12 protein-coding genes and 1 tRNA gene are annotated in these 15,261 nt (G+C 72.4%); 5 read left to right on the top strand and 8 right to left on the bottom strand.

The features are described from left to right. Window positions 1–91: 91 nt before the first annotated feature. A complete protein-coding gene (locus ACFWEJ_RS09980; protein ID WP_377229048.1) occupies window positions 92–4,072 on the bottom strand; it encodes an efflux RND transporter permease subunit in 3,981 nt (1,326 codons plus the stop codon). Window positions 4,073–4,249: 177 nt separating this feature from the next. Next, a complete protein-coding gene (locus tag ACFWEJ_RS09975) occupies window positions 4,250–5,485 on the bottom strand; it encodes an MFS transporter (protein WP_377229047.1) in 1,236 nt (411 codons plus the stop codon). Window positions 5,486–5,541: 56 nt separating this feature from the next. Between ACFWEJ_RS09975 and ACFWEJ_RS09970 the strand changes: the two genes are divergently transcribed. The 4 genes from ACFWEJ_RS09970 to ACFWEJ_RS09955 all read left to right on the top strand — a co-directional run bounded on the left by ACFWEJ_RS09970 (window position 5,542) and on the right by ACFWEJ_RS09955 (window position 7,785). Then, window positions 5,542–6,033 (top strand): MarR family winged helix-turn-helix transcriptional regulator, encoded by a 492-nt coding sequence (locus ACFWEJ_RS09970; RefSeq protein WP_377229046.1) that lies wholly within the window; start codon window positions 5,542–5,544, stop codon window positions 6,031–6,033. Between the two features lie 121 nt (window positions 6,034–6,154). Further along, window positions 6,155–6,367, top strand: a complete 213-nt coding sequence (locus ACFWEJ_RS09965) for a hypothetical protein (RefSeq protein WP_377229045.1) — start codon at window positions 6,155–6,157, stop codon at window positions 6,365–6,367. Between the two features lie 30 nt (window positions 6,368–6,397). Continuing rightward, the gene (locus tag ACFWEJ_RS09960; protein ID WP_377229044.1) at window positions 6,398–7,090 is read left to right on the top strand and encodes an ArsR/SmtB family transcription factor; all 693 of its coding nucleotides are present in this window, start codon (window positions 6,398–6,400) and stop codon (window positions 7,088–7,090) included. Window positions 7,091–7,182: 92 nt separating this feature from the next. Beyond that, window positions 7,183–7,785, top strand: coding sequence for a ClpP family protease (locus ACFWEJ_RS09955; RefSeq protein ID WP_377229043.1), 603 nt, complete (start codon window positions 7,183–7,185; stop codon window positions 7,783–7,785). 40 nt (window positions 7,786–7,825) lie between these two features. Here the strand turns inward: ACFWEJ_RS09955 and ACFWEJ_RS09950 are convergent, their stop codons facing one another. After that, window positions 7,826–8,350, bottom strand: a complete 525-nt coding sequence (locus ACFWEJ_RS09950) for a helix-turn-helix domain-containing protein (protein WP_377229042.1) — start codon at window positions 8,348–8,350, stop codon at window positions 7,826–7,828. A gap of 124 nt (window positions 8,351–8,474) precedes the next feature. On the opposite strand from ACFWEJ_RS09950, the gene ACFWEJ_RS09945 reads away from it, so the two are divergent. Then, a complete protein-coding gene (locus ACFWEJ_RS09945; protein ID WP_377229041.1) occupies window positions 8,475–10,724 on the top strand; it encodes an excinuclease ABC subunit UvrA in 2,250 nt (749 codons plus the stop codon). Window positions 10,725–10,756: 32 nt separating this feature from the next. Here ACFWEJ_RS09945 and ACFWEJ_RS09940 read toward each other — a convergent pair. From ACFWEJ_RS09940 to ACFWEJ_RS09920, 5 genes are all read right to left on the bottom strand, one after another. Beyond that, window positions 10,757–10,830 (bottom strand) — tRNA-Leu (locus ACFWEJ_RS09940). 189 nt (window positions 10,831–11,019) lie between these two features. Then, a complete protein-coding gene (locus tag ACFWEJ_RS09935; RefSeq protein WP_377229040.1) occupies window positions 11,020–12,474 on the bottom strand; it encodes an NAD(P)/FAD-dependent oxidoreductase in 1,455 nt (484 codons plus the stop codon). A 168-nt stretch (window positions 12,475–12,642) separates the two neighbouring features. Next, the gene (locus tag ACFWEJ_RS09930; protein WP_377229039.1) at window positions 12,643–13,593 is read right to left on the bottom strand and encodes an exopolyphosphatase; all 951 of its coding nucleotides are present in this window, start codon (window positions 13,591–13,593) and stop codon (window positions 12,643–12,645) included. A 90-nt stretch (window positions 13,594–13,683) separates the two neighbouring features. After that, window positions 13,684–14,184, bottom strand: a complete 501-nt coding sequence (locus ACFWEJ_RS09925; RefSeq protein WP_377229038.1) for a DUF501 domain-containing protein — start codon at window positions 14,182–14,184, stop codon at window positions 13,684–13,686. A gap of 75 nt (window positions 14,185–14,259) precedes the next feature. After that, entirely contained in the window at window positions 14,260–15,135 is an 876-nt protein-coding gene (locus ACFWEJ_RS09920; RefSeq protein ID WP_377229037.1) for a septum formation initiator family protein, read from the bottom strand. Window positions 15,136–15,261: the final 126 nt, after the last annotated feature.

Raw genomic sequence — 15,261 nt, 5'->3', positions numbered from 1 at the left:
ACTGTCTACCGGTGGCAGCACGGCTCGGGGAGCACGTGTTTCCGGGCCTGCTCGCCTTCCCTCGGCGAACAGTGGCCCCGCCGCCGCGCCGTCAGTCCATCGGGTCGAGCGGGTGCGGCCACATCGGCGGCTGCTGCTGCCGGCGCTCCGGCTGCGGTTCGGGGTCCTGACGACGCTGGGGCAGTTCGGCGTGCGACGCCGGCTGCCGCTGCGGGGCGTAGGGCTGCTGCTGCGGGCTCCCGGACGCACGCTGCTCCGGCGGGCGCTGCTCCGGCGCGAACTGCGGCACGTACTGCGACGCCGCATGCTGCGGACCCGACCGGTGCTGTGCCTGCTGCTGTACCGGCTGGGGCGGTGCTGGCTGCGGTGCCGGTCGCGGGGCGAACTGCTGCGGCGCGTACGGCGAGGCTTGTCGTGACGCCGTCTGCTGCGGCGCGTACGGCGAACCCTGCTGCGCGGCACGCTGCTGCGGCGCGAACTGCGGCGGAACCGGCTGCTGGGCAGGCGGCCGTCGGTGCACCGGCGGCGAGGCCGGCGGCAGCTCCTGCGCCGGGGCCGACGCCGGGACCGGCACCGCCTGGTCCGGCCAGGCCGGCGGCACCTGTGCCTGCCGGGCGTACTGGTCGGCTCCCCCGTGGCGGGGCCCCTCGTGGTGCGCCGCGTGCTGGGCCGGGGGCTGAGCAGGGGACGCCGCCACGACCGGGGGCCAGCCCTGCGCGGCCGCTCCGCCGGCGACGGCAGCGCCGGGCACGGCACCACCCTGCACCGGCCGTGCTCCTGCCGACCGCCCGACGGCTCGGAACGCCCCGGTCGCTACGCTCACCAGCGCGCCCGTCAGCGGACGGCGGACCCGCCCGGCAGCCTCGTCGGCCGCCCGCCGCCGCTCCGCCCGGCGTTCGAAGAGCGTGTAGATCACGGGCACCACGTACAGCGTCAGCAGCGTCGAGGACACCAGGCCGCCGATCACGACCAGCGCGAGCGGCTGCGAGATGAACGCGCCGCCGCCGGTCACTCCGATCCCCATCGGGGTGAGCGCGAAGACCGTGGCCAGGGCCGTCATGACGATCGGCCGCAGCCGCTTGCGGGCGCCCTCGCGCACCGCCTCGTCGAGCCCCATGCCGCGCACGCGGTACTGGTTGATGAGGTCGATGAGCACGATCGCGTTCGACACCACGATGCCCACCAGCAGCAGCGTGCCGATCAGGGCGGGCACCCCCAGCGGGGTGTTCGTCGCCACCAGCGCGACCAGGGCGCCCACCGCGGCGAACGGGACGGACACCAGCAGGATGAACGGCTGCGCCAGGCTCCGGAACGTCGCCACCATGACCACGAACACGAGGGCGATCGCCGCCACCAGCGCCAGGCCCAGGTCGCTGAACGCCTCGGCCTGGTCGGCGGCCGCGCCGCCCACCGTCACCGTGGCCCCGGCGGGCAGGTCGATCGCCGCGATCTCGGCGTCGACCTCGTCGGTGGCCGCGCCGAGGTCGTCGCCGGCGGGCGTCACGGAGACGGTGGCCGACCGCTCGCCGTCGATCCGGGTGATCGACGTCGGCGAGCTGGCGATCTTCACCTCGGCCACGTCGCTCAGGGGGACGGCGCCGGCCGCCGTCGGGACGGGGATCTCACCGATCTCGGCCATCGTCGCCGGGACGGCGCCGGCGGACAGCGTGACGCCCACCGGCCCCTCGGCGGTCTGCAGCTCGCCGACGTCGCGCGCGCCCGCCAGGGCCGCCGAGGCGATCCCGGAGACCTGCGTCTCGGTGAGCCCGAACTGCGCCGCGGCCTTGCGGTCGACGGTCACCTCGACGATCTCCTGGGCGGCGGCCAGGTCGTTGCTCACCTCGGCGGAGCCCTTCAGGGCGCCCATCACCTCCTGGAGCTGGTTCGTGGCCGCCGTCAGCGTCTCGACGTCGCGGGCACGCACGACGAGATCGATCGAGGACGTACCCACGGAGTCGCCCGCGGACACGGAGACCTCGGTCGCGGGCGCCTCGGTCAGGTCCACGACGGCGGCGCGGATGTCCCTGGCGGCCTGCTCGCCGTCGGCGTCCTCGTCGAGGGTGATCGCGAAGCTGGCCTTGAGCCCGGCGCTCGCCCCGCCGAACGCGGCCATCGACATGTCGCCGCCGCTGCCGACCGTGGCCTGCACGCTGTCGACGGCGTCCACGCCCGCGAGCGCGGCCTCGACCTGCTGCGCCGCCTCGTCCTGGCCCTTGAGCGAGGTGCCGGGCGCGTAGTGCTGGGTGACGGTCACGGTGTCCTGACCGCTGTCGCCGAGGAAGCTGGTCTCCATGTTCGGCACCAGGGCGGCCGTGCCGCCGAGGATCGCCACGGCCACGCCGATCGTGAGGGCGGGCAGCCGCAGCGCGCCGTTCAGGGTCGGCACGTAGATGCGCTGCCAGATCCCCCGGCTCTCCTTCTCCTCGGCCGCCTCGCGGTCGACCGCCCCGCCCCGGCGCGCCTTCTTCGGCGGCCGGATGAACCAGTAGGCCAGCACCGGCACGATCGTCAGGGCCACGACGAGCGAGGCCAGCATCGCGATCGAGACGGTCAGCGCGAACGGCCGGAACAGCTCGCCCACCATGCCGCCGACCAGCGCGATCGGCAGGAACACGGCGACGGTGCAGATGGTGGAGGCGGCGATCGCCCCGCCGACCTCGCGCACCGCCGCGAGGATGGCCGGCCCCCGCTCCTCGCCGTACGACATGTGCCGCTTGATGTTCTCGATCACCACGATCGCGTCGTCGACCACGCGGCCGATCGAGATGGTCAGCGCGCCGAGCGTCAGGATGTTCAGCGTGTAGCCGCCCGCGTCCATCGCGATGAACGTCACCGCGAGCGACAGCGGGATGGAGATCGCGGACACGAGCGTCGACCGCATCGACATCAGGAAGACGAGGATGACGAGCACCGCGAACAGCAGGCCGAGCCCGCCCTCGGTGGCCAGGCCATGGATCGAGTCCTCGATGAACGGGGCCTGGTCGAAGACGACCGCCGTCGCGATGGCGCGTTCGGTCAGCGTGTCCGCGACCTCGGGCTCGGCGAGCGCGTCCTCGATCGCGTGGGACACCTCGACCGTGTTGGCCTCCGGCGTCTTCGTGATGGCCAGGCCGAGGGACGGCGAGCCGTCGAGCCGGGAGTAGGACGTCGCCTCGACCGGCTTGAGCTCCACGGACGCGACCTGGCCGAGCTCCACGGGTGCGGCCAGCTCGGCCGGCAGCCCGCCGGCCGTCGTGTCCGGCGTCGCGCCCCCGGCCGCTCCGGTGCCCCCGGCCGCGGTGCCGCCCGCTGCTGCGCCGCCGGGGAGCACGGGGAGCTGCTTGAGCTGGTCGACCATGTCGACCGGCTTGCCGAGCTGGACCGACCACGCGCGGCCGCCCTCCGTGATCTCCCCGGCCGGGATGACCACGCCGTTGTCCTGCAGCACGGTGGCCAGGTCCTCGGTCGTGAGGCCGGCCGTGGCGAGCTTGTCCTGGTCCGGCAGGATGCGGACCTCGGTCTCGCTCTGCCCGGTGACGGCCACGGAGCGGACGCCGTCGACCTCCTTGAGCGCGGGCACGACGACGTCCTCGACGGTGGAGGCGAGGGCATTGGGGCTCTTGTCGCCGGACACCGCCATCTGGACCACGGGCACGTCGTCGACGGAGCCGGTCGTGACCTGCGGCTCGACGTCCTCGGGCAACGTCGGCTGCACCCCGGCGACGGCGCTCTGCAGGCGCTGGGTGGCCGACTCCATGTCGGTGCCGTAGGTGAACTCGATCGTGGTCAGGGAGATGCCGGTGGACGCCGTAGAACGCACCGACGCGACCCCGTCGACCGAGGCGATGGCCTCCTCGATCACGTCGGTGACCTGCTCCTCCACGACCTCGGGCGAGGAGCCCGGGTACTGCGCGCTCACGATGCCCGTCGGGAGCTGGAGCGACGGGATGAGCTCCTGCTTCAGGGAGGTCATGCTCAGCACCCCGAACACCGCTATCGCGATGGTCACCAGTGCTACGACGGCTCGGTTCGCAAGGGACAGCCGGGCGAGACGGAACACGAGGACTCCACGGTGCGGGCGAGGATCGGGCATACGGCACGACGCCGCCGTCGTGACCCGGCGGGACCAACGGGGTGAAATCAGACCGAAGTCACAGAGTAGGGCAGTACGCCGGACCCCCTGCAAGCGGTCGCGGACATTGACAGCCGCTCGAATTCCGTCCCGTACCGCGCGCCCTGGCCCGTCCGCACGACGGGCCAGGGCTCCGTGTCACAGCTCGGACATGGCCTCCTCGGGCGTGTGCTCGGCTACCTTGGCCGCCTTGTTCCAGCGCTGCCAGAGCACGCGCTCCCCGATCGGCCGGGCCATGAGGTGCGCCGTCACCAGGAAGACGATGACGCCGACGAGCAGCACTCCGGACGCCACCCAGAACGGCGACGACGGGCTGACGCCCTCGGCGAGCAGGCCGGCCACGACCGGGGCGGGGGCGGCGAAGCCCCAGCGCACGAGGTTGAACGCGCCGGTCGTGACGCGGCGGTCCGGGTCGCCGAGCGCGAGCGACAGGTCGGTGAGGTTCGCGTTGGCGATACCCATGAACACACCGGCCACGATGGTCACGACGATGGAGCCCGCGGTGCCGACGCCGATCGCGAGCAGCGCCACGCACACCAGCACGCCCGCGACGGCCACACCGAGCGTCTGCACGAACCCGATCCGGTGCGCGAGCTTGTGGCCCACCGCGAGGATGCCGACGGCCACGCCGATGCCCCAGGCGGTGAACACCAGGCCGAGCGGCACGACGTCGAGGCCGAGGAACACCGGCACGTAGCCGAGCACCACGAAGAACACGAAGTTGTAGGCGGCCGTCACGACCGCGAGCGCCAGGAAGCCCGGCTTGCGGAACAGCCCGAAGACCTGCCCGAGCTTGAGCGGCGCGGGCTTCTCGGCCGGGTCCTTGAGCCGGGTGGCGGAGACCAGCAGCGCGACGACCATGAGCAGGCCGCAGACGAAGAACGGCACGCGCCAGCTGATGTGCCCGAGCAGCCCGCCGATCAGCGGCCCGACGGCGAAGCCGAGCCCCACGCAGGTCTCGAACAGGCCGACCACCCACTCGCGGTCCTTGGCGAGGGCGACGAGCAGCACCATGGCGGTGGCGAAGAACATCGCGTTGCCGAGGCCCCAGACGCCGCGGAGCACCGCGAGCTGGACGATGTTGCCGCTCAGGGCCGCCAGCACGGCGGCGATGGCGACGAGCGTGACGCCGGTCGCCAGGATCTTCTTGTACCCGAACTTCCCCGTGGCCATCACGGCGGGGATCATGCCGATGGCCATGACCGCGATGTACGCGGTGAACAGGAGCTCGATCTCCCAGGTGGTGGCGCCGATCTCCGCGCCGATGACGGGCAGGATCGGGTCGACGACGGCGATGCCGGCGATCGCGAAGAACGCGGTGAGCGCGGTGGCGTAGATGGCTGTCTTGTTCGGTTCGTTGCGCGCGCTGGCCACGCGGCCTCCTCAGGATTTATCTGTATCACACAGGTATATGCCTGTAGGCTACACCTATGTCGAGGGAGACGGAAGAGACCGCCGGTGACGACCACCCCGGCGAGGCCCCGTTGTCACGCGTCGAGCTCCAGCTCGCGCTCCTGCTGCGCCGGGCAGAACGCACGGGCGCCATCCGCGCCGGCCACACCCCCGCGCTCGAACGGTCGGGCTACCTGCTGCTCCAGGTCCTGAGTACCGAGGGCCCGCTCGGCATCAACGCGCTCGCCGCCCGTCAGGGCCTCGACGCGTCGACCGTGACCCGCCAGGTGGTCAGCCTGGAGAAGGCCGGGTTCGCACGGCGCAGCAAGGACCCGCTCGACGGGCGGGCGGTCCTGGTCGAGGCGACGGAGTCCGGCAGGGCCCAGCTGGAGCGCGAGCGCGTCCGGCGCAGCGCGATGTACGACCAGATCCTCACCGACTGGTCCCCCTTCGAGCGATCCCTGCTCGCCGAGCTGCTGGAGCGCCTGAACCACGACCTGGATGCGTTCCGACGCGACCCGGAGGAGTGACGCACCGCTTCCAAAGGACTGGTTGCAAAGAAACCCTTGCAAAGGTGTGTTGGCATGCGTAGGGTGGGTGACACGAGCTACCCCGCACCGAGCCACCCACACCGAGCCAGGAGCAGCCACGATGAGCACCTTCGCCCCCACCGCCGTCCCGCAGGTCCGCCACTTCCTCGCGCCGCGCACGGTCGCGGCGACCGCCCCCGTCCGCCGTCCCGAGGTTCCCGCCACCGCCCGCGAGGCGCAGCGCAGGGAGGTCGAGCGCGCCGCCCGTCAGCGGGCCCAGGCCGAGCGCGCCCGCGACAACGCGGCGGCGCGCCACCCGCTCGCGCTGCGCTGAACCCGCCGCGCAGTGGGTAACGTCCTGCCTATGGCGACTGCGCGTGAGGACTCCCCTGGGCACGAGGCGGACGGGGGCGGCGGCTCCCCCGCGTCACCCGCGGCGGAGTCCCCCGCGACGCCCAGGCCCGCAGGACCGCCGGCGGAGCTGGGCCCGGCCGCACTGCGCGCGCTCTCGCACCCGCTCCGCATCCGCATCCTCGACCTGCTGCCGAGCCACGGTCCGCTCACCGCCAGCAAGCTCGGCGAGATCGTGGGCGAGTCCAGCGGGTCGACGAGCTACCACCTGCGCCAGCTCGCCAAGCACGGCCTCGTCCGCGAGGTCGAGGGCAAGGGCACCGCGCGCGAGCGCTGGTGGGAACGCACCCCGGGCGGGTTCAGCATCTCCTCCGCGGGCAAGGACTCCCCCGCCGCCCGGCAGACCGCCGAGGCAGTCAACATCGAGTTCCTGCGCCTGCGCCACGAGCGCGTGATGGCCTTCGTCCGCGCCGGCCAGGGAGCGGACGAGGAGACCCTGGAGAAGTGGCTCGGGACCACCACGTTCTTCTCCGCCAACAAGTGGGCCACGCCGGAGCAGATGGAGACGATCGTGCAGGCCTGGGACCGCTTCTCGGCCGAGCACATCGAACCGCTCAGCGGGCAGGAGGAGGGTCCCGGGATGATCCCCTTCGAGGTCCACTTCGACGCCTTCCCGACGATCGACCCGGACGGCAACCCGCTCTGACCCGGCGCGGACGCGGCGGCCTCTGCCATGAGCAGATCTGCGGCGGGCAGAGGCGGCTGTCCGGGCGACCCTGGTCGGGCGATCGTGGAGCCATGACCGAGACCATCCAGACCCAGCCCCTCGACGACCATCTCGCCACGCGGCTGCTGCACCAGCGGATCGTGCTGATCGGCAGCGAGATCGACGACGCCGTCGCCAACCGCGTGACCTCGCAGCTCCTGCTGCTCTCGGCGGAGGACCCCGCCGCCGACATCAGCCTCTACCTCAACTCCCCCGGCGGCTCCATGAGCGCGGGCCTCGCCGTGCACGACACGATGAAACTGCTGCCGAACGCCGTCTCCACCGTGGCGGTCGGGTTCGCGGGCGGCGTGGGGCAGTTCCTGCTCGCCGCCGGCTCTGCCGGCAAGCGGTACGCGCTGCCGCACGCGCGGATCATGATGCACCAGCCCGCGGGCGGGGCGGGCGGTACGACGACGGACGCGGTGGTCCAGGCCGAGAACATCCGGCACGTCAAGGACGTGGTCACGCGCCTGCAAGCCGAGCACACCGGCCAGCCGGTGGAGACGATCGCGGCGGACTCCGAGCGTGACCGCTGGTTCACCGCGGAGCAGGCCCTGGCCTACGGCATGATCGACAAGGTCGTGGACCGGGTGCACGACGTGCGCCCGGGCGGGAAGCGGCGCGCGGGACTCTGACGGCCTGGCGGGCACCGGCGCCGTCCTGGACCCCGGCGGCTCACGCCGCCAGGAGCACGGCCTCCCCGCGCCGTCCGACGGCGGAGGTGCCTGCCGGCGCCGGCTGCGCGGCCTGCAACGGGTGCCGCGACGACGAGAAGCCGGCCGAACGGCGGGCCGCGGACGACAGGACGCGGACCCGCCGGCCCTCCTCCTGGGCGGCGAGCGCGATCGCGAGATCTGCCCATGCACGCTCGACGAGGTCGACGAGCCGCATGCCGAGCGCCTCGCACACCGCAGCGAGCACCTCGGAGGAGGCCTCCTTGCGCCCGCGTTCCACCTCGGAGAGGTAGGCGGTCGAGACCCGGGCGTCCGTGGCGACGTCGGCCAGGGTGCGGCGCTGCTCCCGCCGTGCGCGGCGCAGGATGCCGCCCACGAGGTCGCGCAGCAGTGGCTCGCGCGTGTGCTCCAGGGTGCCGGACCGCGCGCCCGGCGCGCGGTCGCTGGTGGTGCCGGGCCCGCCGGGGCCCGCAGTAACTGTCGAGATCATCGCCATGTGCCCGCTCCCGCCGTTGGTACCCGTCACGCTACCCAACCCCACCGACATGCCGGGTCGTTCCGCCGTCTGCTGCTGGCGTAACGGCGTGACCCGAGGCCGGGTGCGTGTCAGTGGCTCCTGGCACCATGGGACCACCGACCAGGAGAGGACAGTGGTGTTCGGATCTATCGAGGTGCGCGGAGCCCGCGAGAACAACCTGCAGGGCGTTTCGATCGACATCCCCAAGCGCAAGCTCACGGTCTTCACCGGGGTCTCCGGGTCGGGCAAGAGCTCGCTCGTGTTCGGCACCGTCGCCGCGGAGTCGCGCCGGCTGATCGACGAGACGTACTCGGCGTTCCTCCAGGGCTTCATGCCCTCCCGCCCGCGGCCCGACGTCGACACGTTGTCGAACCTGTCCGCGGCGATCGTCGTGGACCAGGAGCCGATGGGCGCCAACGCGCGCTCGACCGTCGGCACGGCCACCGACGCCTACACGATGCTGCGCGTCATCTGGTCGCGGCTCGGTGAGCCGTACGTCGGCGGCTCCAACCTCTTCTCCTTCAACGACCCTCAGGGCATGTGCGCCAACTGCGAGGGCCTCGGCCGCGTCTCCGCGATCGACACGGAGGCCCTGGTAGACCGCAGCAAGTCCCTGAAGGAGGGGGCCATCACGTTCCCCAACTTCGGGGTCGGCACCTGGTACTGGAAGGTCTACGCGGACTCCGGCCTGTTCGACGTCGACAAGCCGCTGAAGGACTACACCGACACCGAGTGGCACGACCTGATGCACGGCGACGAGCGGAAGATCGTCTCGGGCGGCATCAACGTGACGTACGAGTCGCTGGTCCCGAAGATCACGCGGCTCTTCCTGGTCAAGGACGTCGAGTCGATGAAGGGCGCGATGCGCGCGGCCATCGACCGGCTCGCCACCTTCACGTCGTGCCCAGAGTGCGGCGGCACCCGCCTCAACGACCGGGCACGGTCGTCGCTGGTCAAGGGCAAGCACATCGGCGAGGCCGCCGCGATGCAGCTCACCGACCTGGCCGAGCTCGTGCGCGACCTCGCGGACCCGCAGGTCCAGCCCATCCTGGACGGGCTCAACGACCTGCTCGCCACGTTCGAGCAGATCGGGCTCGGGTACCTGTCGCTGGACCGGGAGTCGTCGTCGCTCTCCGGCGGGGAGGCGCAGCGGACCAAGATGGTGCGGCACATGGGCTCGGCCCTGACGGACCTGACCTACGTGTTCGACGAACCGACCATCGGGCTGCACCCGCACGACGTGCGGCAGATGAACGCCCTGCTCCAGCGGCTGCGCGACAAGGGCAACACGGTGCTCGTCGTGGAGCACAAGCCCGAGGTCATGGCGGCGGCCGACCACCTCGTCGACATGGGCCCGGGCGCCGGCACCCACGGCGGCACCGTGGTCTACCAGGGCGACATCGCAGGGCTGCGCACGTCCGGGACCGCGACCGGCAAGCACCTGGACCAGGCGGTGACGCTCCGGCCCACGCCCCGCACCCCCACCGGTTTCCTGCGGATCGAGCACGCGAACCTGCACAACCTCCAGGACGTCTCGGTGGACGTGCCGCTCGGCGTCCTGGTGGCGGTGACCGGTGTAGCCGGCTCCGGCAAGAGCTCGCTCATCCACGGCTGCCTGCCGCGCGACGGCGTCACCTTCGTCGACCAGACGGTGATCCGCGGGTCCCGGCGGTCCAACCCCGCGACCTACACCGGGATCCTCGAACCCATCCGCAAGCAGTACGCCCGCGCGAACGGGGTCAAGCCCGCGCTGTTCAGCGCCAACTCGGCGGGCGCGTGCCCGGAGTGCAAGGGCGTCGGCCTCATCTACACGGACCTCGCCTTCATGGCGGGCGTCGCCAGCGTGTGCGAGGCGTGCGGCGGCAAGCGGTTCACCGACGAGGTGCTCGGCTACACACTGCGCGGCAAGAACGTCGCCGACGCGCTCGCCATGTCCGTCGAGGAGGCGTTGGACTTCTTCACCGAGAAGACGGTGCTCCCGATGCTGTCCCGCCTCTCCGACGTCGGGCTGGGCTACATCTCCCTCGGCCAGCACCTCAACACCCTGTCGGGCGGGGAACGGCAGCGCCTCAAGCTGGCCATCGAGATGGGCGGCGACACCCCGACGTTCGTGCTCGACGAGCCCACCGCCGGCCTGCACATGCAGGACGTCGACAACCTGGGCGGCCTGCTCGACCGCCTCGTCGACTCCGGCCGGTCCGTGATCGTCGTGGAGCACAACCTGTCGGTCGTCGCGCGGGCCGACTGGGTCATCGACATGGGCCCGGGCGGCGGGCACGACGGCGGTCGCGTCGTCTTCGAGGGGACGCCGGCGGACCTGGCGCGCCAGGAGGCGTCGCTGACGGGCCGTCACCTCGCGGAGCTCCTCGCGGGCACCCCCTGAGCACCGCCTGAGGCCAGAGCTCAGCCTGATCGTGCCCCCACCCGGGTTCGAACCGGGACTGGGCCGGGTTTAAGCCGGCTGCCTCTGCCAGTTGGGCTATGGGGGCGCACCCCAGAGACTACCGAGCGGCACCCGACGACGGAGCCCCCGGCTCCGACCTGTCAGAACCTCGCGGACCTGTCAGACGTGCAGGTCACCGGAGGGACCTGTGCGTCTGACAGCCGCAAGAGCTTCTGACAGCGGGGAGCCGGGGGCTCGGCGCCTGCCCTGGGACGAGCCGGGACGGGCGGGCGGGTCAGGCCTTGGAGCCCGACTCCGCGCGCGCGGCGGACGACTCGGCCGTCTGCTCGACCTTCTCGCCCACGGGCTTCGGCGGCACCGACGCGTTGCGGAACTCCTGCCGCGGGTCGTGCAGCGAACCGAGCGAGACGAGCTCGCGGCCCATCAGGAACTGGCCGATCCAGCCGACCAGGATGCGCGCCTTGCGGTTGCCGGTCGGCATCGCCATGACGTGGTAACCGCGGTGGGCCACCCAGGCCGGGAAGCCGCGCAGCTTGATGAAGCCGAACAGCTCGGCGACACCCTTGTACAGACCCAGCGAGGCGACCACACCGACGTTCTTGTGGTTGTACTCGACGGCGGGCTTGTCCTTGTAGAGCGCCACGATGTTGTCGGCCAGGCGCACGGCCTCGCGGATCGCGTGCTGCGCGTTCGGCGGGCAGAACTTGCCGGGGTTGAGCACGTCCGGCACGGCGGCGCAGTCGCCCGCGGCCCAGGCGCCGTCGACGATCTCGCCGTCCTCCGTGGCGACCTGCAGCGTGGGGAGCACGATGACTCGGCCCAGCTTGTCGAACGGGAGGTCCGAGGCCTCCTTGATGACCGGGTTCGCCTTGACGCCCGCGGTCCACACGATGGTCTCGGTGTCGAACTCGACGCCGGTCGAGGTGACGACGTGCCCGTCCACGCAGGACGAGAGGAAGGTGTTGAGGTGGAACTCGATGCCGCGCTTCTTCAGCTCGGCGAGGGCGTACTCGCCCATCGGCTCCGTGACCTCGGGCAGGATGCGCCCGGCGCCCTCGATCATCACGAACCGCAGGTCGGACGGCTCGATCGTGTTGTACTGGCGCGTCGCGTAGCGCGCCATGTCCTCGATCTCGGCGAGCGCCTCGATGCCGGCGAACCCGCCGCCCACGAAGGTGAACGTGAGCATGCGCCGGCGCAGGTCGGCGTCCCACGTCGAGGACGCGACGTCCATGCGGTTGATGACGTGGTTGCGGACCGCGATGGCCTCTTCCACGTTCTTGAACCCGATCGCGGCCTCGGCGAGACCCGGGATGGGCAGCGTGCGCGAGACCGAGCCGAGGCCGACGACCAGCTGGTCGTACGTCACCTCGTACTCGTCGCCCTCCTCGGGCTGGATCTTCACGGCCTTGCGCCCGTGCTCGATCGTGGTGACCTTGCCCTGGAGCACGTCGATGCCCTTGAGGGCCTTCCGGTGCGGCGCGACGACGTCGCGGGCGTCGATGGAGCCCGCACCCGCCTCGGGCAGGAAGGGTGCGTACGTCATGTACGGGCGCGGGTCGACGACGACGATGGCCGCTTCCCGCTTCTTCAGCTTCTTTCGCAGGCGGCGCGCCACGTAGAGGCCGACGGACCCGCCGCCGAGCACCACGATGCGCGGCACCTTCCGCGGACGCGGCGTCACCGGGTCGGAAGCATGGCTGACCGAGGTCAGGTCGTTCTGAGGCATGATTCCCAGGGTACCGCGCCCTAAGCGTGTTTCTTCACATGGCAAAGAGCGGCGGGAGCGTGACGCCCACCACGCCGCTTCGCTGCGTATCGTGCCCGGTCAACGGACCACCTGGGACGGGAGTTCCCGACAACCGGAAATCCATCGGTGAAGAATGTCGGGAAGGGGTCAGCCCATCGCCAGAGCGATCCCGTCCAGGATGTCGTGCTCGCTCGTGACCACGTGGGTCAGCGACCCGCCTGCCGCGCGGACGTCGGCCACGACGCGCTGGATCACCTCGGACCACACGAGCGCCCCCGCCGCGATCACGTCGACCCGGCCCGGGTGCAGGAAGCCCATCGCCGTCCGCTCGGCGCGGGGCGCCGCCAGCAGCGTGGCGCAGGACGCCAGCACCGTCTCGACCGGCAGCTCCGCCTGGTTCACCCGCTCCCGCTGGTACTCGGTCAGGCCGAGGGCGTGCGCGGTGACGGTGGTGATCGAGCCGGCCAGCCCCACCAGGGTGGCGGTCCGCCCGAGCGGGACCACGCGGGCGGCGTCGTCCAGGTGGGCCCGGACGTCGGCGCGGGCGGCCTCGATCTCGGCCGCGGACGGCGGGTCGGTGTGCAGGTGCCGTTCCGTCATCCGCACCGAGCCGATGTCCATCGAGACGCTCGCGTCGACCTCGCTCGTACCGAGCACCAGCTCCGTGGAGCCCCCGCCCAGGTCGACCACGAGGAAGGGTCCGGCGTGCGCCGCCGCGGCGGCACCGGTGGCGCCGCGGAACGACAGCTGCGCCTCCTCGTGCCCGCTGATCACCTCGACGTCGACGCCGAGCGCGGCACGGACGCCGTCGAAGAAGGCGTCCCGGTTGCGCGCGTCCCGGGTGGCCGACGTGGCCACGAAGCGCACGCGCTCCGCCCCGGCGGCGTCGATCGCCGCCGCGTAGTCGCGAGTGGCCGCGAGGGTCCGTTCGAGGGCCTCCGGCGCGAGCTCGCCGGTGCGGTCCACGCCCTGGCCGAGCCGCACCACCTCCATGCGGCGGTCGAGCTCCGTGAGGTTTCCGGCGGCGTCGACGTCCGCGACCAGCAGGCGGATCGAGTTGGTGCCGCAGTCGATCGCGGCCACGCGAGAGGAAGTCACGCGAGGATTCTCCCAGGCACACCTGCCGCTGGGCACCGGACGTGCCGGTTCGCGAGAAACCTCACTCCCGGCCGGCGGCCGGCGGGCACCTCAGCAGGTGCAGCGGTCCGGGCGCCACGTGTCCCGGGCCAGCGCCAGCGCCTCGTCGCCGAGGGGGTTCACACCCGGGCCGGCGGCGAGCGCGTGCGCGAACAGGACGTGCAGGCACTTGACGCGGGTCGGCATGCCGCCCGCGGAGATGCCGTCGATCTCGTCGACGTGCCCGATGGCCTCGCGCTGCGCCAGGTAGTGCTCGTGCGCCTTGCGGTAGGCGGCGGCGAGGTCGTCGTCGGTCTCGAGCCGCGCCGTCATCTCCCTCATGACGCCGTTCGCCTCCAGGGTCGAGGCGGCGGCGACCGCACCGGGGTGCGTCAGGTAGAAGACGGTCGGGAACGGGGTGCCGTCGGGCAGCCGGGGCGCGGTGCGCGCCACCGTCGGACGGCCGCACACACAGCGCGCCGCGATCCCCACGACGCCGCGCGGTTCGCGGCCGAGCTGCTCGGCCAGGACCCGCAGGTCGTCGTCGGACACGGTCTCAGTCGCGGTGTTCACCGCCCCATTGTCTCCCAGCGCGCGACCGGCGGCGGGCGGCGCCGGCGCGCCGTGACGCACCGCACGCCGCGCCGCCTACTCGCCGTCCGCGATCCGCACCGAGTCCCACACGTTCGTGTACCAGGGGACGTCCGCGTCGTCGGACGCCCCCGGCGACGGCTCGACGACGCCGGGCTGCGGCTCCTCCTGCTCGACCGAGTCCGTGTCCAGCGGCCGCCACACCTTGTCCCCCGGCATGACGAACCGCAGGCGCGAGCGCGCCTGCTCGATCACGTACGACCGGTCGTCCCAGCGCGCCAGCTCGGTCTCGAGCTCGGCCTTCTGGTCCTGCTGCTGGCTCAGCTCGGAGCGCAGGTCGCGCAGCTCGGCCTGCTGCGTGATGACCGCGCGCACCGTCGGGAGCAGCAGCACCACCGCGAGGAGCACCACCACGGAAAGCACCATGGCGCGGACCGTGAGCACCTCGGGCACCACCAGCCCGTAGCTGCCGCGCTTGCGGTCCGCGCGTGCCGGGCGGGCGGGCGGCGCGACGCTGCCGGTGGCCGTGCTCCGGCGCCGCGGCTGCGCCGGCCGCTTCGCCCCGCTGCCCGACGTCGGGCGCGCACCGCGTGCGGTGGCCCCGGCCGAGCGTGCGGCCGGCCGTCCCGGAGCAGTCCGGGGCGCGGCAGCGCGACGGCCGGACGACGTCGACGGCGCGGCGGGCTTGCGCGCTGTCGGCGCGGCCGCCTTCGAGCCCTTGGCGTCCTTCGTGCCCTTGGCGGTGGAGCCCTTGGCCCCCTTGTCCGCCGGCCCGGACGGCTTCTTGGCCGACGCCCGGCCCTTCGCCGGCGTCGTCCCCTTGCCGGCCTTCGCGCCGGAGGCGCCCGCACCGGTGCGCGGCGTCGACGAGGGGCGCGCACCCGAGCCGCGCGCCGAACCCGAGGGCCGCGCCGGGCGACGTGAGGAAGGCATGGGTCGATTGTGCCGATTCGCCAGGCCTTTGTACCGGCATTACCTCCGGCGCGCCGTGTGTCGACCTCGTGGAACGCGAAAGCTGTCAGACCCGCGCCGACGTGTCAGACGTACAGGTCACCCGGG

Source organism: Promicromonospora sp. NPDC060204 (assembly GCF_042728455.1).
Taxonomy (GTDB): Bacteria; Actinomycetota; Actinomycetes; order Actinomycetales; family Cellulomonadaceae; genus Promicromonospora.
Note: the sequence above shows the minus strand (reverse complement) of the source record. Positions and strands in the feature narration are given on the sequence as shown.